Source organism: Leisingera sp. ANG59 (assembly GCF_013317235.1).
Taxonomy (GTDB): Bacteria; Pseudomonadota; Alphaproteobacteria; order Rhodobacterales; family Rhodobacteraceae; genus Leisingera.
Map to the genome: position 1 here is coordinate 228,682 of NZ_WLCM01000001.1, position 24,833 is coordinate 253,514.

General features: G+C 64.1%; 32 protein-coding genes and 1 tRNA gene. 27 read left to right on the top strand and 6 right to left on the bottom strand.

The window, feature by feature from the left end:
• Positions 1-14 precede the first annotated feature (14 nt).
• From GKC28_RS01120 to tig, 25 genes are all read left to right on the top strand, one after another.
• On the top strand, positions 15-224 hold the full coding sequence (locus GKC28_RS01120; RefSeq protein ID WP_174144700.1) for a hypothetical protein: 210 nt from the start codon (positions 15-17) through the stop codon (positions 222-224).
• Positions 224-535, top strand: coding sequence for a hypothetical protein (locus GKC28_RS01125; RefSeq protein ID WP_174144701.1), 312 nt, complete (start codon positions 224-226; stop codon positions 533-535). The genes GKC28_RS01120 and GKC28_RS01125 overlap by 1 nt, the downstream gene beginning before the upstream one ends.
• Before the next feature lie 4 nt (positions 536-539).
• The gene (locus GKC28_RS01130; RefSeq protein WP_174144702.1) at positions 540-1,088 is read left to right on the top strand and encodes a phage tail protein; all 549 of its coding nucleotides are present in this window, start codon (positions 540-542) and stop codon (positions 1,086-1,088) included.
• A gap of 3 nt (positions 1,089-1,091) precedes the next feature.
• The gene (locus GKC28_RS01135; protein ID WP_174144703.1) at positions 1,092-1,628 is read left to right on the top strand and encodes a hypothetical protein; all 537 of its coding nucleotides are present in this window, start codon (positions 1,092-1,094) and stop codon (positions 1,626-1,628) included.
• Positions 1,625-2,050, top strand: coding sequence for a phage baseplate assembly protein V (locus GKC28_RS01140; protein ID WP_174144704.1), 426 nt, complete (start codon positions 1,625-1,627; stop codon positions 2,048-2,050). The genes GKC28_RS01135 and GKC28_RS01140 overlap by 4 nt, the downstream gene beginning before the upstream one ends.
• On the top strand, positions 2,050-2,316 hold the full coding sequence (locus GKC28_RS26795; RefSeq protein WP_174144705.1) for a PAAR domain-containing protein: 267 nt from the start codon (positions 2,050-2,052) through the stop codon (positions 2,314-2,316). The genes GKC28_RS01140 and GKC28_RS26795 overlap by 1 nt, the downstream gene beginning before the upstream one ends.
• Before the next feature lie 50 nt (positions 2,317-2,366).
• Positions 2,367-2,705, top strand: a complete 339-nt coding sequence (locus tag GKC28_RS01150; protein ID WP_174144706.1) for a GPW/gp25 family protein — start codon at positions 2,367-2,369, stop codon at positions 2,703-2,705.
• Complete coding sequence (locus tag GKC28_RS01155) at positions 2,705-3,571, top strand: baseplate J/gp47 family protein (protein WP_174144707.1); 867 nt, start codon at positions 2,705-2,707, stop codon at positions 3,569-3,571. Before GKC28_RS01150 ends, GKC28_RS01155 begins: the two co-directional genes overlap by 1 nt.
• Positions 3,564-4,832: a phage tail protein I gene (locus tag GKC28_RS01160; protein ID WP_174144708.1), complete on the top strand. Its 1,269-nt coding sequence runs from the start codon at positions 3,564-3,566 to the stop codon at positions 4,830-4,832. Before GKC28_RS01155 ends, GKC28_RS01160 begins: the two co-directional genes overlap by 8 nt.
• Entirely contained in the window at positions 4,832-7,102 is a 2,271-nt protein-coding gene (locus GKC28_RS01165; RefSeq protein WP_174144709.1) for a hypothetical protein, read from the top strand. The genes GKC28_RS01160 and GKC28_RS01165 overlap by 1 nt, the downstream gene beginning before the upstream one ends.
• Before the next feature lie 9 nt (positions 7,103-7,111).
• Positions 7,112-7,738 carry a hypothetical protein gene (locus GKC28_RS01170; protein ID WP_174144710.1) on the top strand — a complete coding sequence of 209 codons (627 nt, stop codon included), beginning with the start codon at positions 7,112-7,114 and terminating at the stop codon, positions 7,736-7,738.
• On the top strand, positions 7,738-8,082 hold the full coding sequence (locus GKC28_RS01175) for a hypothetical protein (protein ID WP_174144711.1): 345 nt from the start codon (positions 7,738-7,740) through the stop codon (positions 8,080-8,082). Before GKC28_RS01170 ends, GKC28_RS01175 begins: the two co-directional genes overlap by 1 nt.
• A complete protein-coding gene (locus GKC28_RS01180) occupies positions 8,082-8,489 on the top strand; it encodes a hypothetical protein (RefSeq protein ID WP_174144712.1) in 408 nt (135 codons plus the stop codon). Before GKC28_RS01175 ends, GKC28_RS01180 begins: the two co-directional genes overlap by 1 nt.
• Positions 8,470-8,814: a DUF1353 domain-containing protein gene (locus tag GKC28_RS01185; protein WP_174144713.1), complete on the top strand. Its 345-nt coding sequence runs from the start codon at positions 8,470-8,472 to the stop codon at positions 8,812-8,814. Before GKC28_RS01180 ends, GKC28_RS01185 begins: the two co-directional genes overlap by 20 nt.
• A gap of 108 nt (positions 8,815-8,922) precedes the next feature.
• The gene (locus tag GKC28_RS01190) at positions 8,923-10,140 is read left to right on the top strand and encodes a phage tail sheath C-terminal domain-containing protein (RefSeq protein WP_174144714.1); all 1,218 of its coding nucleotides are present in this window, start codon (positions 8,923-8,925) and stop codon (positions 10,138-10,140) included.
• Positions 10,140-10,646 (top strand): phage major tail tube protein, encoded by a 507-nt coding sequence (locus tag GKC28_RS01195; RefSeq protein WP_174144715.1) that lies wholly within the window; start codon positions 10,140-10,142, stop codon positions 10,644-10,646. The genes GKC28_RS01190 and GKC28_RS01195 overlap by 1 nt, the downstream gene beginning before the upstream one ends.
• A gap of 9 nt (positions 10,647-10,655) precedes the next feature.
• Positions 10,656-10,949, top strand: a complete 294-nt coding sequence (locus GKC28_RS01200) for a phage tail assembly protein (protein ID WP_174144716.1) — start codon at positions 10,656-10,658, stop codon at positions 10,947-10,949.
• A 114-nt stretch (positions 10,950-11,063) separates the two neighbouring features.
• Positions 11,064-13,826 carry a phage tail tape measure protein gene (locus GKC28_RS01205; protein WP_254604110.1) on the top strand — a complete coding sequence of 921 codons (2,763 nt, stop codon included), beginning with the start codon at positions 11,064-11,066 and terminating at the stop codon, positions 13,824-13,826.
• Positions 13,826-14,236: a phage tail protein gene (locus GKC28_RS01210; RefSeq protein ID WP_174144717.1), complete on the top strand. Its 411-nt coding sequence runs from the start codon at positions 13,826-13,828 to the stop codon at positions 14,234-14,236. The genes GKC28_RS01205 and GKC28_RS01210 overlap by 1 nt, the downstream gene beginning before the upstream one ends.
• A complete protein-coding gene (locus tag GKC28_RS01215; protein WP_174144850.1) occupies positions 14,205-14,426 on the top strand; it encodes a tail protein X in 222 nt (73 codons plus the stop codon). Before GKC28_RS01210 ends, GKC28_RS01215 begins: the two co-directional genes overlap by 32 nt.
• Positions 14,417-15,424, top strand: a complete 1,008-nt coding sequence (locus GKC28_RS01220; protein WP_174144718.1) for a phage late control D family protein — start codon at positions 14,417-14,419, stop codon at positions 15,422-15,424. Before GKC28_RS01215 ends, GKC28_RS01220 begins: the two co-directional genes overlap by 10 nt.
• A tRNA-Leu gene (locus tag GKC28_RS01225) sits at positions 15,384-15,565 on the top strand. The genes GKC28_RS01220 and GKC28_RS01225 overlap by 41 nt, the downstream gene beginning before the upstream one ends.
• A gap of 173 nt (positions 15,566-15,738) precedes the next feature.
• Positions 15,739-16,857, top strand: coding sequence for a porin (locus tag GKC28_RS01230; protein WP_174144719.1), 1,119 nt, complete (start codon positions 15,739-15,741; stop codon positions 16,855-16,857).
• Between the two features lie 337 nt (positions 16,858-17,194).
• Positions 17,195-18,313 (top strand): porin, encoded by a 1,119-nt coding sequence (locus tag GKC28_RS01235; RefSeq protein WP_174144720.1) that lies wholly within the window; start codon positions 17,195-17,197, stop codon positions 18,311-18,313.
• Between the two features lie 196 nt (positions 18,314-18,509).
• Positions 18,510-19,841 carry a trigger factor gene (gene tig / locus GKC28_RS01240; protein WP_174144721.1) on the top strand — a complete coding sequence of 444 codons (1,332 nt, stop codon included), beginning with the start codon at positions 18,510-18,512 and terminating at the stop codon, positions 19,839-19,841.
• Positions 19,842-19,941: 100 nt separating this feature from the next.
• On the opposite strand, the gene GKC28_RS01245 is transcribed toward tig, so the two are convergent.
• The 6 genes from GKC28_RS01245 to rpsF form a co-directional block, all read right to left on the bottom strand.
• On the bottom strand, positions 19,942-20,385 hold the full coding sequence (locus GKC28_RS01245) for a hypothetical protein (RefSeq protein ID WP_254604111.1): 444 nt from the start codon (positions 20,383-20,385) through the stop codon (positions 19,942-19,944).
• Positions 20,386-20,613: 228 nt separating this feature from the next.
• Positions 20,614-21,099, bottom strand: a complete 486-nt coding sequence (locus GKC28_RS01250; protein WP_174144722.1) for a lytic transglycosylase domain-containing protein — start codon at positions 21,097-21,099, stop codon at positions 20,614-20,616.
• A gap of 417 nt (positions 21,100-21,516) precedes the next feature.
• Complete coding sequence (locus GKC28_RS01255; RefSeq protein ID WP_174144723.1) at positions 21,517-21,708, bottom strand: hypothetical protein; 192 nt, start codon at positions 21,706-21,708, stop codon at positions 21,517-21,519.
• A 178-nt stretch (positions 21,709-21,886) separates the two neighbouring features.
• Positions 21,887-22,495: a 50S ribosomal protein L9 gene (gene rplI / locus GKC28_RS01260; protein ID WP_174144724.1), complete on the bottom strand. Its 609-nt coding sequence runs from the start codon at positions 22,493-22,495 to the stop codon at positions 21,887-21,889.
• 12 nt (positions 22,496-22,507) lie between these two features.
• Positions 22,508-22,735: a 30S ribosomal protein S18 gene (rpsR, locus tag GKC28_RS01265; protein ID WP_005608650.1), complete on the bottom strand. Its 228-nt coding sequence runs from the start codon at positions 22,733-22,735 to the stop codon at positions 22,508-22,510.
• 28 nt (positions 22,736-22,763) lie between these two features.
• Positions 22,764-23,117 carry a 30S ribosomal protein S6 gene (rpsF, locus tag GKC28_RS01270; protein ID WP_174144725.1) on the bottom strand — a complete coding sequence of 118 codons (354 nt, stop codon included), beginning with the start codon at positions 23,115-23,117 and terminating at the stop codon, positions 22,764-22,766.
• Between the two features lie 327 nt (positions 23,118-23,444).
• On the opposite strand from rpsF, the gene GKC28_RS01275 reads away from it, so the two are divergent.
• A complete protein-coding gene (locus GKC28_RS01275; protein WP_174144726.1) occupies positions 23,445-23,978 on the top strand; it encodes a hypothetical protein in 534 nt (177 codons plus the stop codon).
• Between the two features lie 155 nt (positions 23,979-24,133).
• Positions 24,134-24,715 (top strand): YceI family protein, encoded by a 582-nt coding sequence (locus tag GKC28_RS01280; RefSeq protein WP_174144727.1) that lies wholly within the window; start codon positions 24,134-24,136, stop codon positions 24,713-24,715.
• Positions 24,716-24,833: the final 118 nt, after the last annotated feature.

The window sequence follows — 24,833 nt, forward strand, 5'->3', positions numbered from 1 at the left end:
ACAGAGGACCAACCATGTCGAAATCCACCGAGGCGAAAACCGCCGAATACAAAGTCACCAGCGCCTTTGTCTGGGACGGCAAAGTCCGGCGCCCCAAGGACAAAATCTCGCTGACAGACCCCCAGGCCAAGCCGCTGTTGCATCGCGGCAAGATCGAGGCCGCGGCGCAGACGAAAAAGGCAGCGGCTGCCAAATCGGGTGAAGGCGAGGGCGGCGCCAGCTGATGCCTGCACCTTCCTGGGAAGATGCTGACGCCTTCCTGCAGCTTGATGATTTCGCCATCGAGGCGAGCGTCACGCCGCAGGAGGGCGTTTCCCGTACCATACGGGGGATCTTCGACGATCCGTACCTGAACGCTCAGCTCGGCGAGTATGAGGCCGACGCCAGCGATCCGCGCCTGACCTGCAAGGAGACGGACGTGGCCGATCTGGCAGAGCAGGATCAGGTGCAGATCGGAGCCAAGACTTATTACCTGCTGACCGCGCCACAGCCAGATGGCACCGGCTTTGCGGTTCTGCGCATGGCCGAGGACTGAGGCCATGCTCGCCTTTGATTTCGATGCGAGGGAATTGAAACGCATCGCCGATGAGTTCGAGGCGAGCGAAAAAGATCTGCGGTTCGCCTATTCCCGCGCGCTGCGCCGCACCGCGCAGACCATGAAGACCCGCGCCCGCAAGGGGCTGCGCACTGAGCTGGAATTGCGCACGGCGGCAGAGCTGCGCAAGCGCCTGCAGGGGTTTCGTTTCAAAAGGGGCAAAGAATTGGGCGAGGTGCGCATGTGGTTCGGCCTCAATGACATGCGAGTTTCCAAGTTTAAAGGGCGACCAGCGCGCACCGGCAGCGGTGCCCGGTACGGACAGCAAGACTTTTCGGGCGGCTTCATCGGCAGAAACAGAGCGGGAAAAAGAACAGTGTTCAAGAGAGAAACCGCGGATAGGGTGTCAGCTCGAGAGGTCAAAATGCCCATTGAAGACAAGGCGCAGATCTATATCGAGGACGAGGTTTTCGACGAGATCGAAGAGGTGTTTTTCAAGAATTTCCGGGCCGAGGTGCGGGCTCGCACGATCTACGGCGTGGGGAAAGGGTAAGCTATGGCCGACAATCTCGATCTGGATCAGCTGCATGACGCGATCAAGGCCGGGATCAGCGCACAGTTCCCGGCGCTGGCATCCGTCGAGGATTACGGGGCACCGCGGAAGTCCCTTCAGGTGCCCGCGGTGCTGATTGAGCTGGTGGACATGGAGATCGACCCGGAGAGCGACCCGGGCACTGAACAGCTTCCTGCGGTGTCGAAATGGGTGGCGCGGGTGGTGATGAGTTTCCGCGCCGAAAACGTGCAGCGCGAGATCCGCAAGCTGGCCGGGGCGCTGGGGGTGCTGATGCAGCAAAACCGCTGGGGCCAACGCGTGAGCCCGGCGCAGGTGACCTATATCGGGCCGGATGCCTTTGACCCGGAGTTCGACAAATTCGAGGTTTGGGCGGTCGAGTGGGACCAGCAGATCGATCTGGGGCAGAGCGTCTGGACCGGTGAAGGCGTGACGCCGGAACGGGTGATGATCGGTTTTGCGCCTGACATCGGCCCGGGGCAGGAACCTGAATACACCGAATTCGAAGGGGGCGGGACATGAGCTACGCAGCTGCGCGCAATGAGCAGGCGCGCGAGGGCATCGTGCGCTTTGGTGTGGTGACGGCGGTGGATGCGTCCGCCGCCCGCGCCAAGGTCAGCTTCGGCGGTGAGAGCGAGAGCGCCTGGCTTCCGTGGCTGGCTGAGCGCGCGGCCACCATCAAGGTCTGGGCGCCGGTGGCCACTGGCGAGCAGGTGGTGGTTCTGTCAGAATCCGGCGACACCGCGCAGGGCGTGATTATCGGTTCGGTGTTCAGCGCCAGCAACGCAGCGCCATCCGGTGACGGCGCAGAGCACCTGTTGCAGTTGGGGGCTTCGTCGATCAGCGTGAAAGATGGCGCAATCGTCATTTCGTCAAACGGTTCAACTATCACAATCGACGCTGGCGGCATCAGGCTGAACGGCGCGCGGATCGATCTGAACTGATGCCGGGTGTTTCGCGCATTTCTCAGGATGCTGCAGGCGGCACTATCGTCGAGGCCCTGGTGCCATCGGTTCGTGTCAATGGCAGCCAAGTCGCTGTTTTGGGCTGCGCTGTCGCCCCGCACGGCATTGGACCGCACGCGGGCCCTGTGATGGCCGCAGCCAGCGGAACAGTTTTCGCCGAAGGAATTGCGATCTGCCGGGAAGGGGATCAGGCATCATGCGGGCATCCGGCCAGCGGTTCGGGTGATGTCTTCGCCGGGGGCTGACGGAAAACCGCCAGAGGGCAGGAAGCTGCCTGCCCGGCCATGATCGCCGCATGATTGGCATCGACGCATCCACAGGAAAAGAACTCTCCGGCCTGGCGCATCTGCGGCAGTCGGTGCGGGATATCCTGACCACGCCTATCGGCACCCGCGTGATGCGCCGGGACTATGGCAGCCGCCTTTACCGGCTGGTCGATGCGCCCATGAATGATGCCACCCGCCTCGCCATGATGGCGGCCACCTATGAAGCGCTCGAGACCTGGGAGCCGCGGCTGCAGGTCGAGCAGGTGTCGGTGGAAATGCCCGAGCCGGGCGGCATCGTGATCGCGCTCGAGGGGCAGTATCTGCCGACCGGAAAGCCGGTCACGCTCGACGGTATAGAGGTGCGCTGATGGCTGAAGGTCTGATCGATCTGTCGCAGCTCACTCCGCCGAGCTATCGCGCCGAACTGGATTTCGAGGCGATCCTTGCCGCGCGCATGGCCGGGCTGAAAGAGGCTCTGGAAGAGGCAGGCATCCCCTTTGACGCCGACACGCTGGAAAGCGAACCGGCCAAGATCCTGCAGGAGACAGACGCCTACCGGGAATTGCTGGCGCTTGGGGCGCTGAACGACGCCTATCTGTCGACGCTGCTGCCCTTCGCCACCGGTGCGGATCTCGATGCGCTCGGCGTTTCGCTGCACCTGCTGGCGCGCCTGCCGGATGAGACCGATGCGCGCTATCGCCGCCGGATCTCGCTGGCGTCGGAACAGAAGGCCGGGGGGCGGCTGAGCGGCTATATCGCCGAAGCTCTGCAGGCCTCGCCGGAAGTCGCCGATGCAGGAGCCTATGTGGATCGGTCGACCGGTGCGCCCATCGTGCGCGTGCCTGTCATGGGGGCGGAAAACCCGCCGCCGCCCGAACTGGTCTCGGCCGTGCAGGCCCATCTGAACCGTGAGGACGTGAGCCAGGCGACCGACGTGGTGATCGCCGAGCCGGTCGCTGTGCAGCCCGTGAGTGTGGTTGTGGTTCTCGAGCATCTGGCCGGGCCCGATCCGTCCGTTCTGGCTGACCGCGCGCGCACCGCAATCGAACAGGTGATCGCGCGGCGCAGGACGCCCGGGCGCGACTTGCCGCGATCCGCTGTGATCGCTGCCGCCGCGGTCGAAGGCGTGGAGCGTGTGCGCCTGGATAGCCCGGCAGATGATGTGATCGCGGGGCCGGGCGGGCTGATCGAGGTTTCCACAGTCGACATCAGCACGGTGCGCGTCGATGGTTGAAACGCTTCTGCCCCATAACGCAACGCCGTTCATGCGCGCCGCCGAAGCTGTCAGCGGCGCCCGCTGGGCGCTGGGCAGCGACGGTCTTCCGGGCACCCTGAACCCGTGGACTTGCCCGGCCGATCTTCTGCCGTGGCTGGCGCAGACCCGCGGCGTCGATTTCTGGTTTGACGATTGGCCGGAGGCCACCAAGCGCCGCGCGATTGCCGAGGCGCCGCGCCTGCAGCGCCTGAAGGGAACCATGGCGGCGGTGCGCGGCTATCTCAGTCTTGCCGGTGCCGAGGTGACCTATCTCCGGGCGCCGTCCGACCTTGCGTTTGCGGGCGGTCTGACGCCGGAGCAGCGCGCCGAATGGCTCGGCCGCCTGCCGCAGCTGCGCGCCTATCCGTTCCGCGACACGGTGCAGACCGGCGCGGCCCTGGCGGATGGCGAGAGCGCCGCCGGAGACGAGCAAGAGCCGGGCGCGTTCATGTCGCTGGACCCGGCGCAAGGGGCAGTCGGCGAACGGCTCTACATCTGGCGCCAAGGCGTTGAAGCAACGCTGACGGTGCTGGACGCCGAACGGGCACCGTGGAGCCGCGGCGGCTGGATCACGGAAGTGACTGCTGTGGAGCCGGTCGAGGGGGCCGAAGGTGCCTTTGCGGACGGTGCGGCCCGGGCGGGTGAGCAGAGCGACCCCGGTGGCCTTGCCGGAGCTGATCCGATGCAGGCGCGCGCCTTCACCGTGTCGCTGCGCAGCGATGGCATCATGCAGCCCATCGAGCTGACCGCGCGCACCGCCGCCGCAGTTTTCGAGACCGTTTTCGAGCCTTTCGAACCGCAGCCGGGCGCTTCCTTTGCCGATCATGCAGTCGCGACCACCGGCGGCACTTGCGCGGGCGCGGATCAGGCCGCCGCCCATGTCTTCCGCCGCACCTATCTGGCCGACCCGGCCGTTGCCGTGCCGTCTTTTGCAGAGGGCGCGCTGCCATCGGAGCATATCGCCAACTGCCAGCCGGTGACCGCTGTGCTGGGCGTCGATGTGAGCCGTGCCGCGCGGCCCGGCGACATGTTCAACGATGGCGGCCTGACAGGCGGCTTTCTGGGCGTCGATGGCACCGACCCGGCGCTGTCCCGGGCGGTCGAGGCCGTGCGCCGCGCCCAGGGCGGCACCGACATTTTCGTGATCGACAGCACCACATTCACGCCGGTGACGGCGGGCGATGCCCCGCGCGCCGGTGACGGCATTACCGCAGGACACATGATCAAGAGGTATCACTAATGGCAACTGCAGTGCAGCGGCGCGTTCCATACTCGCTCAACCAGTTCATCAACTTCGCGGACCTCAACAAGTTCGGGGTCTTTGCGGTGGAAGGCGACGACGCCCTCGGCCTCGATATCGTCGGGCCGGATGCGGCCTGGACGGCGATTGCCGCCCTTCAGGAAAGCGCCACCTCGGTGCGCATCAATTTCGGGCGGCTCTGGCTCAACGGCAAATTCTACGGCGATCCGGACAAGGACACCGAGGTCGTGTCGCTGGTGACGGCGCTGCCGACCAGCACCAAGAAGATCGTGACCATCGTGGGCACTGGTGCCGAGGTCGAGGCCAAGCACGAGCCGCGGTCGTTCAAGAACTCTGAGACCGGCAATGTCGAGCCACAGACGATCCCGACCGAGATCCTGCGCAAGGCCGCGTTTTCCTATGTGGCAGGCACCGAGGCGGCCACGCCCATCGCGCCCGCGCTAGATCCGAATTACATCCCCATCGCGAACGTGACCCTGGGCGTCGCAGGCATCGAGAAAATCGATCTGCTGACCGATTACCGGCTGCCGACGCTGCAGGGGATGAATGCCCGCATGATTTCGGTCGAGAAGTTCCGGCTTGCCATCGGCACCCGTGTCGAGACGCTGGCCTCCGACCTTGCAACCCTGCAGTCGGATCTCGGCCAGCTGAATGCCCCGGCGGTGCGCCAGACGCAGCGCCGCCTGGCGGAGCTGGAAGACAAGCTGGGGATCGACGAGGACGGGCTGCTCTACGGCTTCGACCGCATGCTGACCGAGGACGAGAGCGACACCGCGCATGGCGACTATGATGCCCGTATCGAGGAAGGCCTGCGCTTCCCCTTCGCGGCCAGTGCCGAGAAGACCCCGGCGCTGCTGAACCCGGGCGATCCGCGCCTGACCACGGTTTCGGGGTGGAGCCTGCCGCCGTTTGCGGAAGTGGCGCGGCTGGACACCTGGGGGCAGGGCACCTCTGTCAACGTCGCAAACTATCAGTATGCGAACACCGACTTCACCATCTTCCCGGGGGCGCAGCGCCGCCGCCGTTATGGGCCGTCCATGGTGGTCGCCGGAAACAGCGACTTCTGGCAGATGGCGCAATATGGCGTCAACTACCTGACCCAGACGTTCAACACCGGCAGCGAAAACTACCTGATTTCCGACGAATGGACTGAGGACGGTGTCACCTATTACCGACTGCAGCAGTATTGGGATGACAAGATCAAATACTGGAACGGCTATCAGGCGATCACCCCAACCACGCAAGGCGGGTATCTGGTCGGGCAGACGTTCCTGAACGCCCAGTCGGGCTGGCTCACCACCATCGGGTTGCGGTTCGGCAAGGTCGATGATGCCTATGGCGTCAAGGTCTACCTTTGCCGGGCGCCGAACGGCGAGCCGGACCCGAAACAGATCATTGCCGAAGGCAGCATTGCCGCAGGTGCCGCGCTGGCATCGCAGGGCGATCCTGATCCTGGCGTCGAGAACAAGGTCACGCTGACCCCGGCGTTCCTGAAGGCTGGCGAGCGGTACGGGATCATCCTGGTGACCGGTGGTGACTATGCTGTCGCCTGCCGTGCTGACAACGCGCTGACCAATGGTGCGTTGTTCATTGGCGACGGCGCGGCGTGGTCGGTCGACCTGGGCAAGGACATGGCCATGCGCCTGTATTTCGCCGAGTTCGAGGTCGCCTATACCGCGGTACAGCTGGAAACCGTGACGCTGTCCGGTGGCATCACCGACATCGATATCATTTCGACCGAACATGTGCCGGAGGGGTGCGAGCTCTATTGGATGGTGCGGTTCGACGGCGCCTGGCACCGGCTGGAAAAGGTCGCGGGAACCCACCCGCTGGCGGCGGCACCGGCCACGGTGGAATTGCAGCTGGTCATGGTTGGCACGCGCGACATCATGCCAGCAATCAAGCTGCCTGACACGGTGCTGCGCCTGAACAAGGGCGGCGGCAGCTTCACGCACCTGTCGGAGGTACGGGACTCCGGGAGCGCCGCGGCATCCGTTCGTGTCGAGCTGGAAATCGCCGCCTGGGATGCGGGCAAGCACAGCCTGACCACGACCATCGAATCCGGCGGCAACAGCGATGCGCCGGTCAGCTCGGCGGATTATCCGCTGCCGAACGGCAATATCCGCCGGGTGATGGCGTTCACGCTGACCGCACCATCGCAGACCTACCAGGTGAAGCTGGTGGGTTCGACATCGGACATCGCCGACCCGTTTGTCGTGGCCTCGCGCTATGACGTGGCGTCGGCATAAGGGGGCGTCATGAGCCGGCCACTCACAGAGCTGTTCCCAGTTGGGCCGGATACCCGGCTCGACCCGGACTTCCTCAACGGACTGATCCGCGAGGTTGAGGCGCGGATCGCCGACTTGCAGCTGCTGAAACAGGGGCTGGAAGCGGCTATCGGGCAAGCGCAGGATATCGCGCTTGCCCGGGTGAACGACATCATCGGGCCTGCACAGGCAGAGCTGACCGAACGGCTGGAACAGGCGCAGGCCGCGCTGTCTGCCGCTGAAGGCCTTTTGGGGCAGCTGACGGGCGAGCAGTTCGACATTGCGCAGATCACGGGCTTGCAGGATGCCCTTGACGCCTCCGCCGCCGCGGTCACCGGCGCCAGCAGGTTTGCCGTCAAATCGGCGGCCTATACCGCCGTCGCAGGAGAGAAGATCGCTGCCGATGTCACGGGCGGCGCCTGGCAACTGGATCTGCCTGCCTCGCCTGCTGCTGGTGATGCGGTGACGGTCGCGGTCATCGACGGCGACGTGACCGCGAACAATCTCACGATCAGCGGCAACGGCAACACCGTGCAGGGTGATGCCACTCTGATCGTGGATGTCGCGCGGGCGACCGTGACACTGATCTACAACGGAACCGAATGGAGGATTGGCTGATGCCTATTCTTTCTGATCTCATTGGCGGCGGGGGCGCCGTTGAACTCGGTACGAGTTATGCAAGCGGGACGGCGTCCGCAACTATTGTCACCGCGGCAGCAAACACTTCAGGCGTTCTAATCTCTACCGCCTGCTTGAGGGCGGAATGGGCCATAACGAGCAGTGAGACATTCACTGTGTCGCTGACAGTGGATGGCAACACAATCTTGGAGGCGGTGTCGCGCCGCGACAACGGGTTTTCGTCAGCTGCCATTTCGGGGGTTATGGTTCCTGCAGGAAAGGAAATTGCCGTCAACGTCTCGAACGCTGCTGCCAAGTATTTCATCACTTACGAGGTGCAATAATGCGGTACGCAATTATCGAAGCTGGGGAAGTGATTGCCATCAACCAGACATCCGTGGCTCCTGCCGCGGAGTGGATTGAAGTTCCTGATGAAACAGAAGTGGGCTGGGTCAAGCAGCCGGATGGCAGCTACGCCGCGCCTCCGGAACCGGAGAAAGAGCCGTTTTACCAGAAGCTGGACAGCGCCGCGCTGATCACCCTGCTGGAAGCCGCAGGCGGCATGACGCCGGAAATGGTGGTGCAATGCCACCAGGACCCGCAGATGGCCTATTTCTGGCTGCTGTTGCAGGTCACGCCGCACACCAGCCGCGACAACCCCAAGCTGCCCGCCGCGCTCGATGCGATGGCGGCCCTTGGCTACCTGCCGAATGGCACGCAGGCGGTGCTGGATGCCTGGCCCGTCGAATGAATGGTGGGTCCGGCGCGGCCGGGCCTATGTCACTACTGAGCCGGTCTCCTGGGAGATCGGGCGGCCAGGCTCTGGCCTGAAACTGCGCGTGCCTGCCGGGTTTCGCTTCGACGTTTCGGTGCCACGCTGGGCCAGATGGGTGTTTGACCCGCATGATCCGCGATACTTGCTGGCGGCGGCGCTGCACGATTATGCTATCCACCGGCTGGATTGGTGTCGGGTAAGCGCGGCGGCGCCGTTCTCCGAGGCACTGCGCGCCGCAGGCGTCAGCCGTGTGCGCAGGCTGGCCATGGTGCTCGCCGTCATCATTCACAAATGGAGCTGAGCGCCGCCGGTTTCCCTGTCGATGTGCCAGGAGTGGAAAACCGCCAGAGGGAAGCGTGGGCCGCTCCCTGCATGATCGCTGCGACACACAGTTAGCAGTGAGGCAGAAATGGCTGGTTTTCTCCACGGCGTCGAGGTGCTCGAGATCGACACGGGCCCGCGCCCGATCCGCACCATTTCCACCGGCGTCATTGGCATTGTGGGCACGGCGCCGCAGGCAGACGCGAACGCCTTCCCCCTGAACACTCCGGTGCTGGTAGCGGGCAGCCGCGTCGAGGCGTCCAAGCTGGACACCACAGAAGACGGCACCGGCGGCGGCACGCTGCCGGGCGCGCTCGACGGTATCTTCGACCAGATCGGGGCCGTGGTTATCGTGGTTCGCGTCGACGAAGGCGCCGACGAAGCCGCGACGCTGGCCAACGTGATTGGCGGCGTGAACTCCGGCACCGGCCAGTTTGAAGGCGTGCATGCGCTGCTGGGCGCCGAGAGCGTTGTCGGCCATGCCCCACGCATCCTTTGCGCCCCGGGCTGGACCCATCAGCGCCCGGAGGATTCGGGCAACCCCGGCACCTACCTGGCCAACCCTGTTGTTGCCGAGCTGGAAGGCATCGCCGACCGCATCGGCGCGGTGATCATCGCAGACGGGCCGAACACCACCGACGCCGCGGCGCAGACCTATGCAGGCGACTGGGGCACCTCGGGCCGCATCTATGTGGTCGATCCTTGGGTCAAGGTGCTCGACAGCGCCGGTGATGTCGTTGACGAACCGGCCTCGGCCCGCGTGGCCGGTGTGATCGCCCGCACCGACAATGACCGCGGGTTCTGGGTGTCGCCGTCCAACCAGGGTATTTATGGCATCATCGGCACGTCGCGGCCGGTCGATTTCAAGCTCGGCGACCAGTCGAGCCGCGCAAACCTGCTGAACGAAAACGACGTCGCCACCATCATCCGCCAGGACGGTTATCGCCTCTGGGGCAACCGGGTGCCGACCGCGGACCCGAAATGGCAGTTCCTGTGCGTGCGCCGCACCGCGGATGTGCTGAATGAGAGCATCCAGCGCGCCCATATGTGGGCCGTCGACCGGGCTATCACCAAGACATACATGGACGATGTGGTCGAGGGCGTGAACGGCTTCATTGCCACGCTGATCGCCCAGGGGGCGCTGCTGGGCGGCGAGTGCTGGGCTGATCCGGATCTGAACACCCCGTCCAGCATCCAGAACGGGCAGGTGTGGTTCAACTTTGACTTTACGCCGCCCTATCCGGCCGAGCGGGTGACCTTCCGCTCGCATCTCACCAATGAATATATCTCGGAGGCGCTGGGCTGATGGCTATTCGCAACATCCTGAAGAACTTCAACCTGTTCGTTGATGGCCGCGGCTTCGCGGGCGAGCTGGGCGACTACACCCCGGCCAGTCCCTCGGTGGCGGCTGAAGAATACCGCGCGGGCGGCATGGATGGTCCGACCGATATCGATATGGGCATGGAGAAGATGACCACCAGCTTTGTGCTGCGCAACTACAGCGCGGACGTGCTGGCGCTTTGGGGCATTGCCCCCGGCGTGCTGATCCCGGTCACCGCCCGGGGCGCGCTGGAAAGCGAGGACGGCACCGTCACCCCTGTGATCCACAACATGCGCGGCAAGATCATCCAGCCCGACCGTGGCACCTGGTCACCGGGCCAGTCCGCTACACTCACCGTGAACATGACGCTCGAGGCCTTCAAGGAAACCATCGGCGGGCAGGTGATCACCGAAATCGACATCATCAACATGGTGCGCATGGTCGGCGGGGTGGACCGCCTGGCCGAGCAGCGCGCGGCCCTGGGCATCTAAGGAGACCCCATGACCCAAGAAAACGAACTGCCGGATTACATCACCGAAGGCGCTGACGGCGAGCTGACCGTCGATCTGCTGCGCGGCATCACCGTCGATGGCACGCCGCAGAAATCGCTGACCCTGCGCGAGCCCTGTGTCGATGACATGCTCGCGGCGGAGAAGACCGCCAAGAGCGACACCGCGATGTCAGAGGTGATCCTGATCGCCAACCTTGCGGGTGTGGATCCGGCAGCGATCCGGTCGGCCAAGATGAAGGACTATTCGCGTCTGCAGGAGGCGCTGGGGTTTATGAATGGCTGACGCCGGAAGCGGCGCGCGCCGGGGTTCTCTCCCTGGCGCACGTCACCGGCTGGTCATGCGCTGAAATCACCGGAATGAGCGGCAGCCGCTTCCGCTGGTGGCTTGGGGGTCTGGATGGCAAATCAACGCCTTAACGCCACCATCACAATCGGCGGCGTTCTCAAGAAATCTGTCACGAAGCAATTCGGCCTGATCCGTTCCGGGTTCGAGAGCATCGGCGACAGCATCAAGGACGTGAAAAAGCGGCAGAAAGAGCTGTCGCGCGAACGCGCTGACCTGATCAAACAGGGCCGGTCCGTCGAAGCGCTGGACCGGGAATATGAAGACCTCGAGCGCACGCTCGAGGATCTGGTGCGCAAGCAGCGGCGCTGGGAACGCGCCATGCGTGACAGCCGCCGGGTCGGCGAATCCTTCGGCAAGATGTCCCGCAACATTGGCCGCCTCGGCCGCCAGGTTGGGGCAGGGCTGGCGGCAGCCGGGGCGGGCGTCTTTGCGCTGGCAAGCTCGACCGCCTCGTATGGCGACCAGGTCGCAAAGACCGCGGGCAAGCTCGGCATCGGCATCGAGGCGCTGCAGGAATTCCGCTACGCCGCCGAGCGTTCCGGCGTATCAACCGAAACATTCGATAGCTCGCTCACTGCGATGCAGAAGCGCCTGGGGGAGGCGGCCCAGGGTACGGGCGCGGCAAAGAAGGCGCTCGACCAGATCGGCCTGTCGGCAAAAGACCTGATGGCGGTGGGGCCGGATCGGGCGATGGGCCAGATCGCCGACAAGCTGAAAGGCATCGAAAACCCGGCGGAACGCGCCGCCATCGCGGCAGCGCTGTTCAGCCGCTCGGGCATCGGCATGGTCAACATGCTGGGCGGCGGGTCTGAGGCGCTGCAGCAGCTGCGCGAGGATGCCCGCAAAACCGGCTATGTGCTGAGCGAGCAGGCGGCACGGGATGCCGAAGCCTTCGCCGATGCCCAGCTCGACGCGCAACTGACCGTCAAGGGCCTGAAAAACACCATCGGCGCCGAGCTGATGCCTGTGGTCACCCGATCGATGAAGAGTTTCAGCGCCTGGGCCGTGTCGAACCGCGAGGGCGTTGCCAAGTTCGCCGACACCGCGGCGCGCAAGCTCGAAGCCGCGTTGCCGGTGATCGGGCAGGTGGTCGAGGGCATGGGCAAAGTGTCCACCACCATCGGCGGGGTGATTTCCAAGGTCGCGGCCATGGTCGGCGGCTGGGAAAACTTCGGCATGGTGGTCGGCGCGCTGTTCGCCGCGCGCACCATCGGCAGCGTGCTGAGCTTTGGCTTCGCTGTCGGGCGTCTGGGGGTGTCCTTGGCCGCACTGGTGCCCTGGGCATCGGCGGCAGGCGGGGCGATGGGAATGCTTTCCGGCGGCCTTGCCCTGGTGAAAACCGGCGTGGTTGCGGTCGGCCGGGCGCTGCTGATGAACCCCATCGGCCTCGCCGTCGCGGCCATCGCGGGCTCTGCCTATCTGATCTACAAGCACTGGGACAAGGTCGGCCCGTGGTTCGGCAAGCTCTGGGGTAACGTCAAGCAGACGTTCAAGGGGATCGGCGGCTTTGTCAGTGGCGTCTGGCGTGGTGACTGGGACGCCGCGGCAGACGGGCTGGCGACCGCGTGGCAGGGTGCCAAGGGCTATCTGTCCACCATCCTCGAGGGCATCGGCGGGGTGTTCCGCTTTGCTTGGGAGAACGGCATCCGGCCAATCACCGACAAGCTGGGCATCACGGAACACATCACCGGGGCCTGGCAAACGGTTGGCCCATACTTCAAGCGCCATTGGGACGGGGTAACCGAGACATTCAAAGGGTTCGGCGCTTTTATCGGCGGGGTGTGGCGCGGGGATATGGCCGCCGCCGCCGCCGGGCTCGGCCGGGCATGGGATGGCGCCAAGGCGATCCTGGGCAATGTGTTTGACGGGATCGGCGGGGTGTTCCGCTTCGCTTGGGAGAAGGTCATCAAGCCGGTCACCGACAAGCTGGGTGTGACGGAAACGATCACCGCGGCCTGGCAGAGCGCGCAAACCGCAGTCGGGAAGGTGGTAACCGGGATCGGTACAGCCCTGCGCAAGGGCTATGACGGCACCATCGGCCCGGTGATCGAGGCGCTGGGCGCGACCGGCGGGATCTCGGCCGCGTGGGAAGCGGTCAAAACGTCCATCGGTGCGGTGATCGACTGGCTCGGCGAAAAGTTCGATTGGCTGATGGGCAAGCTGCAGCCGGTGCTCGACGGGCTGTCCTGGCTGCGCGACAAGGGCGCCGGGGCCGTCGAGAGTATTCAGGGGATAGGTTCGGGTCTTCGCAGTTGGTGGAACGGCGAGGAACAGGGGCAGCCCGGCGGCTCGCCTGCGGCCCCCGGCTCTACGCCGGAGCAAACCAAAGCCCCTCGCAACCCGCGCACCGGCAAGGCCGTTCCGAAAAGGATCTCTGGATCTTATCTTGGCGGCATCATCGGGCGCGGCTTCCGAGAAGTGGGCGAGCAGGGGCCGGAGACGATCTGGACCTCGAAAGGCGGCTATGTGGCGCATGCCAATGCGACCGAGCGGCTGGCCAGATTGTCCGACCGCGCCGCGCCGTTGCTCGATGCTTTGGGCGGAGGTCTGCGCAATGCGATGGCCAAGGCAGAGAGTGCCGCGGCGCCAGTGGTGCAGCAGGTACAGCTGGCCGCCGAACGCATGGCACCGGCCGCGATGCCCGCGCAGGCACCGGCGCCGCAACCTGCCCCGGTGGTCATCCATGCGCAGATCAACGCGCAGCACTTGAGCGCCGCGCAGATTGCCGACGAATTGGAACGCCGGGGCCGCGCCGCGCAGGCCGGGGCGCTCTATGACCAGGCGCACGACTATGGCCAGTACGGGGGCGGGTGATGGCAGGCACAATGCTGCAGCTCGGCAGCTATCAGTTCAGCATCGACAACGCGGCGTATCAGAACCTGCAGCGATCGACAGAATACCGCTGGGCCGCGCAAAAGCGGATCGGCGCGGCTGACGCGCTGCAATTCACCGGGTTCGGTTCCGACACCATCACGCTGCAGGGGGTGATCTATCCGCATTTTCGCGGCGGCCTCGGCCAGGTCGACAAGATGCGGATGACGGCATCGCTGGGGTTCCCGCTGCCGCTGGTGGCGGGAACAGGCCGGGTTCTGGGGGTGTGGGTGATCGAGGGTGTCAGCGAGGGTCAGCGCACCTTTGCCGCCCAGGGCGCGCCGTTGCGCCAGGATTTCACGATCAGTATCAGGAGGTATGATGGCGGGCTCCGCAGTCTCCTACCGTTCTAAAGAGGGCGAGACCGCCGACGAAATCGTCTGGCGGCACTATGGCAACCAGGTCGCGGGGGCGCTCGAGACCGTTCTCCAAGCGAATCCGGGGCTGGCGGCGCTGGGGCCGGTCCTACCTCTGGGCACCCGGATCGATCTGCCGGAGATCGACGCGCCGAAAGAGGCCGAGGCGGTGCGGCTATGGGATTGATGGATTTCCGGCCATTCTTCCGCGTGGTGGTCGACGGGAAGGACATCAGCGGCACGCTGGCGCCGCGGCTGGTCAGCCTGACGCTGACTGATGCCGCCGGGGTCCAGTCCGACCAGGTGCAGATCACGCTGAGCGACACCACGCTGTTTGCAAAGCTGGCCGAGCCGCGGGCCGGGGCCGAGATCCGCGTCTGGCTCGGCTATCCTCTGCAGCTCAAATACATGGGGCTGTTCACCGCCGACAGTGTCGAGGTGGAAGGCCCGCCAGACCAAATGACGATCACCGGCGTTGCCTCTGTCAACGGTGTGACCTCTGGCGGCAAAACTGCCCTGACAGATCAGAAAAAACGCAGCTGGCCGCTGGGCACTACCATCGGCGCCATGGTCAAAAAGATCGCCGGAGAGCACAGCCTCGAGCATGCGGTTTCTGAAAGCCTGGCCGGGCAGGAGCTGCCGCACATCGATCAGATCGACGAAAGCGACATCAACCTGCTGTCCCGGGTGGCGCGCGATCACGATGCCATTGCCAAGCCCGGCAACGGCCGGTTGATCATGGCAAAGCGTGGCGAAAGCCTGACCGCCTCCGGCAAGCCGATGCCGGTGCTGGCGCTGACCCAGAAGAAGGTGAGCCGCTGGCGCTACCGCAACAGCACCCGGGCGAAAGCCGGTTCGGTAGTCGCCGTCTATCAGGATCTCGGCCAGGGCAAGCCGGTTGAATGCACCGCGGGCGAGGGCGAGCCTGTCCAGCGGATCAAACGCCGGTTTCCAAATCAGGCAGCCGCACAGAAGGCGGCGGAGGCGGAGCTGCAGCGCTTGCAGCGCGCCGGTAGGTCCCTGTCGGTGTCGATGCCGGGCGATCCGGATGCCATGGCCGAGGCCAAACTGCTGGCGGTCGGGTTCCGGTCCTATGTCGACGGCGAATGGCTCATCACCAAGGCAACGCACAGCCTCGACAGCGGTGGGTATCGCACCGGTATCGAGGCGGAGCCGTTGAAGTGACAGCGGTTTCCCGTATTCACCCTTAGTTCTCTATCTGTTTGGGGAAACAAAATGTCTAAGGTGATGAAATATAACAATCCGCGCTAGATTTAGGTTCTGGCGCCGCAAGGCGTGGGGGTTCAAGTCCCTTCACCCGCACCATTCACTGACATCAATCGGGTTCATTAGGGCAGTAACGGCGGCGGTTGATGGCCGGTCCGGACGCCCGGTTCGATAATTTGTCCGGCCCGGCCTCCGGTATGCTATACTTGCTCCCGGCCGGCCTGCAGCCGGCCCAAGCGTTTACCAGTACATTGTTAAAAAGGGGGATGGCCATGAAACGTCTTCTGCAAATCTCCACTGCTGCGGCAGGGCTGTGCGCCATCGCGGTCCCGGCATCAGCCGAGCTGCGGTATGACAACAAATCCGGCGGTTATGTTGAAATTTACGGCCAGTTCAATCCGGCCATCATTTCTGTTGATGACGGCCAGCAGACTGAGACCAACCTGCTCGACTACGACCTGTCCCGCTCCCGGGTCGGCCTGCGCCTGATGCAGCCGATCGGGGCCAACACCTTTGGGTTTCGGTTCGAGGCCGGGCTGGGCTTCCCGAACTCGACCGAAGTGAACCAGTTCGGCTCCGACTACAGCGGCTGGACACGCGCCGACCTGCGCCATGTGGACTTCTGGCTGGAAGGCAGCTGGGGCAAGCTGTCCACCGGGCAGGGCAGCATGGTGGCCGATGGCGCCGCTGAAACCGACCTGTCCTATGTCGGCACCGCACTTTATTCCTATACCGCCGACGCAAATGCAGGCTTCCTGTTCCGCGACACCGCAGGCGTGCTCAGCGGGCCCGCCGTAGCGTCTGCTTTTGACAACCTGGACGGCTCCCGCCGCGGCCGGATCCGCTATGACACCCCGGATCTGAACGGGTTTACCGCCGGAATCGCCTGGGGCCAGAACATCCTGTCGTCAGGGGATGATGCCGATTATTACGACATTGGCCTGCGCTACGGGCAGGAATTCGGTTCCACCAATTTCGCCGCCTCACTGGCCTATCAGGTGCGTGACGACGCCGGGGCAGAGCGTTCGGATGTGATCGGCTCGGCCTCGGTGCTGCTGGACAGCGGCATCAGCGTTACCGTTGCGGGCGGCAGCCGGGACAACGATGCGGCCGGCTCCAGCGATCCCAGTTATTACTATGCCAAGATCGGCTATGAGACTGACAGCTGGCTGCCTTGGGGCAAAACCGGGCTTGGCGTGCACTACTACGACGGCGAGGATTTCAATGTCGCCGGTTCCAGCACCAAGGGCTGGGGCATCGGCGCGGTGCAGAAGGTCGACAGCATCAATACCGACATCTACCTGACCTATCAGGAATATGAGTATGAGGATGCCGCCGCGACCTACCAGGATCTGACAACCTGGGTACTGGGCGCGCGCTGGCGGTTCTGACGAACGGCAGATTTCCTGAACGCTCGGAACGCTCCGGTCAGCCGGAGCGTTTCTTTTTCGGCGGGTCCGAAACCGCCCGCCCGGCTGATTTCCGGCTCAGGGTTGCACGGGCGGCATAGCTGCTTTGCGCCAGGCGGGCCGCAAACGTAATCGCCTTCACATCTCCCGGCCCGAGGCGGCGCTACGGTGCAGGAGATTTTTTGCCACGGGCAGATTTTCGCAATTGTCGCAACGGTCATCTGATCCGGAATCCATGCCATGCGCCCGGAGGCTCCCTCGGCTCCTGCGTTGGCCTGTGCCGGACAGCGGCCGTAAGCGACGGAACAGGAGACAGAACATGAAGACCAAGTTTGCAGCCCGCGCGGGCGCAGCCACCCTCGCAGCCGCAGTTGCTGCCCCGGCATTTGCAGGCCCCACCTACACCAACGACACCGGCGGCAGCTTCCGCTGGTACGGCCAGTTCAACCCTGCCTATCAATCGTTCGACGACGGCGAGCAGGACTTCAACCGCCTGACCGACAACGCCGCCTCCAATTCGCGCATCGGTTTCTGGCTGGAGCAGGCCTATGGCGAAAACACCCTGCGATTCAACTTTGAAACCGCCTTCGGCTTCCGTTCCTCGGACGGGGTCAGCCAGACCTCGACCGGCGACAACCTCAGCTGGGACCGCACCAACATCCGCCACGTCGACTTCCAGTTCGACACTGCACGCTATGGCCGCTTCTCGGCTGGTCAGGGCTCGATGGCAACCGACGGCATCACCGGCGCTGACTTCTCCGGTACCGGGCTTGGCGCCTCCAATGCGGTCGCGGACTCCGCGGGCGGCTATGCCTTCCGCACCGGCGCGGGCGCCCTCAGCAGCATCGAGATCGGCGATGTGTTCTCTGACCTGGACGGCAGCCGCCTGGGCCGCGTCCGCTACGATTCGCCGGAACTTGCGGGTTTCACCCTGTCGACCTCCTGGGGCACCGATGTCCTGAAGGACGCCAACGATCGCGAAAGCTATGACGTGGCTGTCCGCTGGGCCAATGACGATGCCGCCGGCTTTGCCATCGACACCGGCATCGGCGCCTCCTGGACTGAAGAAACCGGCGAGCAGGACTACCGCGATATCTCCGGCTCCTTTGCGGTTCTGCACAAGGCCACCGGCCTGTCGCTGAACATCGCCGCGGGCGAGCGCGACATCGCGGGCACCTATGCCTATGCCAAGCTGGGGTATTCCGCGGATCTGATCGCGGCCGGCTCCACCTCCTTCTCGGTGGACTACTATGACGGCTCCGACATGGTCAGCAACGGCGACAGCGCCGAATCCTGGGGCGTGGCTGCGGTCCAGAAGATCGACGCCTACAATGTCGAGACCTACCTGGCCTACCGCGACTATTCCTATGCCGACACCAGCGCCACCACCTACCAGGACGCAAACGTGATCCTGGCCGGTGCGCGCTGGAAGTTCTGAACCGCAACTCCCTCGGTTTCAGGAACGGAAACACGCCCCTTAGCGGGCGTGTTTTTCGTTGCGGGCCTTCGGAAATCCGCAGGATCGGCAGGGAATGGGGCAATCCCCCTTGCGCCGCGGCGCCGGGGGAAATAGAAGACCGCAAATTGTCTGGGGGCACCTCGCACAGGGGCCCCGAATCTCTATGGGGAATAGGATGCAGGTCACCGAGACGCTGAACGAAGGTCTGAAACGCGGCTACGCCATCACCGTCACCGCCGCCGAGCTGGACGAGAAGGTCAACGAAAAGCTGGTCGAAGCCCAGCCGGAAATCGAAATGAAAGGTTTCCGCAAAGGCAAGGTGCCGATGGCTCTGCTGAAAAAGCAGTTCGGCCAGCGCCTGATGGGCGAAGCGATGCAGGAATCCATCGACGGCGCCATGAACAAGCATTTCGAGGACAGCGGCGACCGTCCGGCGCTGCAGCCCGAAGTCAAGATGACCAACGAAGACTGGAAAGAAGGCGACGACGTCAACGTCGAGATGTCCTACGAGGCACTGCCGGAAATCCCCGAAGTCGACTTCTCCGGCGTTGAGCTGGAAAAGCTGGTTGTGAAGGCTGAAGAAGAAGCCGTCACCGAGGCGCTGGCCAACCTGGCCGAAACCGCCAAGGAATTCGAAGCCCGCGAAGAGGGCGCAGCAGCCGAAGACGGCGACCAGGTCGTGATCGACTTTGTTGGCCGCATTGACGGCGAAGCCTTTGAAGGCGGCGCAGGCGACGACTACCCGCTGACGCTTGGCTCCAACTCCTTCATCCCCGGCTTCGAAGAGCAGCTGGTCGGCACCAAGGCCGGTGAAGAAAAAGACGTGACCGTGTCCTTCCCCGAGGAATACGGCGCAGAGCACCTGGCCGGCAAAGAGGCCGTGTTCTCCTGCACCGTCAAGGAAGTCAAAGCCCCGAAGGCGGCTGAGATCGACGACGAGCTGGCCAAGAAATTCGGCGCCGACGACCTGGACGCGCTGAAGGGCCAGATCTCCGAGCGCCTGGAAGCAGAATACGCCGGTGCCGCCCGCGCGGTGATGAAGCGCGCGCTGCTGGACAAGCTGGACACGCTGGTCTCCTTCGACCTGCCGCCGTCGCTGGTTGACGCCGAAGCCAAGCAGATCGCGCACCAGCTGTGGCACGAGGAAAACCCGGAAGTTCAGGGCCACGACCACGGTGAGATTGAAACCACCGAAGAACACACCAAACTGGCCGAGCGCCGCGTCCGCCTGGGCCTGCTGCTGGCCGAGCTGGGCCAGAAAGCCGAAGTCGAAGTGACCGACGCCGAAATGACCCAGGCGATCATGGCGCAAGCCCGCCAGTACCCGGGCCAGGAACGCCAGTTCTTCGAGTTCATCCAGCAGAACGCCCAGATGCAGCAGCAGCTGCGCGCGCCGATCTTCGAAGACAAGGTTGTCGACCACATCGTCGGCCAGGCCAAAGTCACCGAGAAAGAGATCTCCAAGGACGAGCTGCAGAAAGCTGTTGAGGAGCTGGAGGAGGAATAATCCTCCTTCCGCATCGACTTACGGAAAGGCCGCCCCTTCGGGCGGCCTTTTTAGTCGGGCGGGACGGGCATCATGCGCCGGTCTGCCGGTTCCGCCGTATCTAACGGTGTTCTTCCGGCACCCAGTCCTCGCTCGGGCTGTTCCAGAACCTGTTGGGATTATCCTCATCCAACCCCCGGATATGGAGCGTCCGCAGGCAGGGTGCCACATAGATCACCGGCTCCTCGTAAGGGTGTGAGGCGTAGATGCTTTCCAGAACCCGCGCGGCCCCGGCGTCATCGCGGGCCAGGAAAAATGACAGCTCCACGCATGGCACCTGAACGGCAGCCTCGGTCGCCGTGTTCCGCCCGCTCCCCAGCGACCGGAAGCTCTGTTTGCCCGCCGCTGCTTGAAAGGTCACGCGATCATAGTCGCCGTATTTCAGGGCAGTGACGGCCAGAGCCGCATCAACGATCCACTGTGCGCGGGTTTCGGGTACCTGGACGGTGATCCGCAAACCGTCTTCGGGGATAAACCTGCCGGTCTTCAATTCGGGCATTTTCATAAGGGACTCCAGTGATGTTTGGAACTGGATACCCCAGGCAGGCGAAGCTGCGGGAAAGGACGCTTCGCTGCGGGGCGAAGCGTTCGGCCTTGCAGGCAGGCGGTGCCAGTCAGGAAAGCAGGGTCAGGAAGACATGCCCTCCCGCCCGTCCTTGGTGCCGTCCTGCGGACAGCGCCGCGGCCCGTTGGCTTGGCAGCGCCCCTTCGAGGCGCTGCAGAAGGGGAGGTTTCAGCTGTCAGAGGGGGCCGGGCGCAGGCCGGTTTCCACAAGCATGCCGCGGCGCTTGGCCTCGTAGTAGTAACCGCGCGAGTAATGCTTCACCGCCAGGTCCTGGCTGCCATCAGCCAGCAGCCAGGCGCCGCGCAGGTACTTCACGGAAAATTGCAGGTTGGTATCGGCATCCAGCAGTTCCTTGGGTTCGCCCTTGAACCCCATCGACCGCGCCGTCGCGGGAAGGATCTGCAGCAGCCCGTAGTAGGGGCGGTTCATCGCCTTGGGCCTGTGGGTGCTTTCGCGGACCGCCAGCCGGTGCACCAGGCTGCGCGGGACCTCGTAGTGGTCTGCCCAGTAGTTGATCTTCTGGCGCAGTTCCGGCGTCTCATTGGGGTAGAGCGGCGGGGCGGCTCTGGACACCTCCGGGGTGGAGGCGGTGCTGGCGCAGGCAGACAGCACTGCGGCAGCTAAAAAAAAGATCAAAGCGGTGCGGCGCGGCATGCGGCCTCCGATAACGGTTTCTGATGACGGCAGATTAGCCGCCCCGGCACGGGCTGCAATACAGCCAGTGCACGCCAGCGGCCGGAGCGGCGGGGAACCGCCATCACCGCGGGGGGAAACCGCCTGTTGCCCGATCGGCTCCGCGGCGGCCGGAAGGTGGTTCAAACTTTAATCATTAGACATTTGTTAAATATGGCCGCCCACTACATATTGGGGGTGCGCATTGAGGCAGAAACAACCCTCAGGGCAGTATGCCCCTCACGCCTGGGGGGCAGCTGACCACTTCGGGCAGAAGGGGACCGCGGCTGTTTCCCAAAATTTCGCGGTCCCTACAACGCCCGCGCAGCCCCAGAGACCCGCGGATTGCGCAGGCCGGCCAGGCAGATGCGCCCGCTTGGCGGCCGCAATCACGGACGCTCAGACAGGTTTCTGCATGGCTTCTGCCGGTGTCTTGAACAGGCTTTTTTCCGGTGCAAGCAGCCCGGCAGGCACCAGCTCTGACACCGCTTCGGTCCTGAAGTCCGGCCGGTCGAACCGGTGGCCCCGCAGCAATCGGAACAACAGCCGCCGGCGCAGCGCCAGCTCCTCACTTTCCAATGCGTCCAGCATGGCGCATCCCCCTTTCTCACTCCACACAGGAAGTATTCTTGCGGAATACGGCAAACAGATGGTTATTTGGGGGCGGGGATTTCCGTGCAATTTGGCGCGTCTTTTCAAACTCCGCGCGAGCAATGAAAAAGGCCGCCCATCAGGCGGCCTTTCCCGTGTCTCACTGTCCTGATGAGGATCAGTTGGTTTCTTCGCCAGCGGCTTCGGCCGGTGCTTCGTCGTCGTCGGACGCAGCAGAGCCGATGTCGTCGAACAGTTCGGAGATTTCGAATTCCGCAGCGGCTTCCTCTTCGGCGGCCAGCTCCTGGATCGATTTGCCCGATGCCTGCAGCTCGGCTTCCTCTGCGGAGCGGGCCACGTTCAGCTTGATTTCGACTTCCACTTCCGGGTGCAGTTTCACGGCGACCGAATGCAGGCCCAGTTCCTTGATCGGGTGGATCAGGGCGACCTGTTTCTTGTCGACCGAGAAGCCGTCCGCGGTTGCAGCGTCAGCCGCGTCGCGCGGGGTGACCGAGCCGTACAGCGCGCCCGCGTCCGAAGCGGAGCGAATCACGATGAACTGCTGGCCGTCCAGCTTCTCTGCCAGAGCCTCGGCCTCTTTCTTGGTCTCCAGGTTGCGCGCTTCCAGCTGCGCTTTCTGGGCCTCGAAGGCGGCGATGTTGGACTCGGAGGCGGTTTTTGCCTTGCCCTGCGGCAGCAGGAAGTTGCGGGCGAACCCGGGCTTCACGTCAACGACGTCGCCCATCTGGCCCAGCTTTGCAACGCGCTCAAGAAGGATAACTTGCATCTGCTTATCTCCTTACTTCACGGCGTAGGGCAGCAGGGCGAGGAAGCGGGCGCGCTTGATAGCACGGGCCAGCTCACGCTGCTTCTTTGCCGAAACGGCGGTGATGCGCGAAGGCACGATCTTGCCGCGCTCAGAGATGTAGCGCTGCAGCAGACGGGTGTCCTTGTAGTCGATCTTCGGCGCATTTTCACCCGAGAACGGGCAAACCTTGCGGCGGCGGAAAAACGGTTTGGCTGCCATGATTTAGCGTCCTTTTCTCAAGCGTTGATCAGCGGCGCTCACGGCGTTCGCCGCGTTCGTCGCGCTTCTGCATCTGGACCGAAGGGCCCTCGGCGTGCTCGTCGACCTTGATGGTCAGGACGCGCATCACGTCATCATGCAGACGCATCAGGCGCTCCATTTCCTGCACGGCGGCCGACGGTGCGTCGGTGCGCAGGAAGGCATAGTGGCCCTTGCGGTTCTTGTTGATCTTGTAGGCCATGGTCTTGACGCCCCAGTACTCCTGGTCGACCAGCTTGCCGCCGTTGTCGGACAGAACAGCACCGAAATGTTCGATGAGGCCTTCAGCTTGCGAGTTGGACAGGTCCTGACGCGCAATCATGACATGCTCATAGAGTGGCATGCGAACTCCTGTTTGTGTCTAGGCGCATTTCATAGACGGGGCATGTAACACTTCCGCTGCCCGGTCACGAGAGGCTGCGCGGATCGAAGAAGTCGCGGAAGCAGGGCCTCCTATACAGGCTGCGGCCGAAAGAGCAAGGCAAAAGGGCTTTTTGCGATGGCTTGCATGGCCCGCCGCGGCAAAACCGCAAGCCTGCCCCATTGCTGCCTCAATGCAGGGCTTCACTCCTTAACCAAGCCTTAACGCGGTTGAAGACGCGGCGGCGGCTTCCCGGGACGGGAGCTACAGCAAGGCAGCAGAAACAGACCGCAGCAGAAGGGCAGTCAAATGGCCGTGACAGACCACACCCCGCCGCAGATTTCCGGGATGCCGGGCGCCCGGGCGCTTAGTGCGATTTCAGTCGCGGAGCCGCTGCGCCTGCGGTTTCAGGCAAACTGGAAGGTGCGGGTGGCGATGTTCCGGCTGCTGGGCGCGGCGATGATCCTCAGTTCCGCCGGGCTGTGGCTGGTCCAGGGGGCCGGGTCCGACCCGGAAATGAACCTGCTCCGCTTTGGCGTCTCCATTGCCTTCCTGCTGGCCGGCGTGGTGCTGATGACCGCGCATGAGCCCGCGGCCCGGCCCGAAGCCTGTTTCGATCCGGTCCGCCGCGAGCTGCGGATTCTGAAACACGACGCCCAGGGCTGCCCGCGCACGGTTCTGCGCCGCAGCTACGACTCGCTGGGCGCGGCGCGGCTGACCGGCAGCGCGGTGCAGCTTTTCGAGGATGACGGCAGCCTGCTGATCGAACTTCCGCTGGGCACCGCCGCAATCCGCGGCCAGCTGCGCGACCAGCTCAGCGGCGCGGTGAAGATCCTGACCTGAACCACCATCACATTTGCGCGAGACCGGACCCGGCTGCCTGCAGCCGGGTTTTGTGTTCGCGCGCTCACAGATAGTGTTGGTTTTTGCGGGCTTCCAATCCGCGGGCCAAATGCCACATCTTTTGCCACAACATTCATTCAGACGGAGCCTACCCCATGAAAAAGACCCTGCTTGCCGCCGCCCTGTTCAGCGCGGCTGCCACCAGCGCCTTTGCCGTTCAAGCACCTGAGAAATACGTGCTGGACGCCAGCCACAGCCAGATCCTGTTCAGCTACAACCACCTCGGCTACTCAACCACATGGGGCATGTTCTCGGGGTTCGAGGGCGAGATCCAGTTCGACCAGGATAACCCGGCGGCCTCCAGCGTCTCGGTCTCAATGCCGCTCAGCTCGATGTTCACCGGCTGGCAGGCCCGGTTCGACCACTTCATGACCAAGGATTTCTTCGACGCAACCGAGGATGAGACCGTCAGCTTCACCTCCACCGGCATCGAGGTGACCGGCGACACCACCGCCAAGATCACCGGCGACCTGACTCTGAACGGCATCACCAAGCCGGTGGTGCTGGACGCCAAGCTGAACCAGGCGGGCGAGCATCCGATGGCCAAGAAGCCCTGGGCCGGTTTCGATGCCACCGCCACCGTGCTGCGCTCCGACTACAACCTGGGCCAGTTCGCGCCCTTCGTCAGCGACGAGGTGCAGATCCAGATCTCGATCGAGGCGATGAAAGCGGAGTAACCCCGCTTCACATTTGCGCGACTTTACACCCGGTCAGGCTCTGGCCGGGTGTTTTGTTTTTGCACCCTTGGTAGATGTGGTCGGGCGGGTGCCCGAGGCCGGGGCAGTTCCGCTGTCA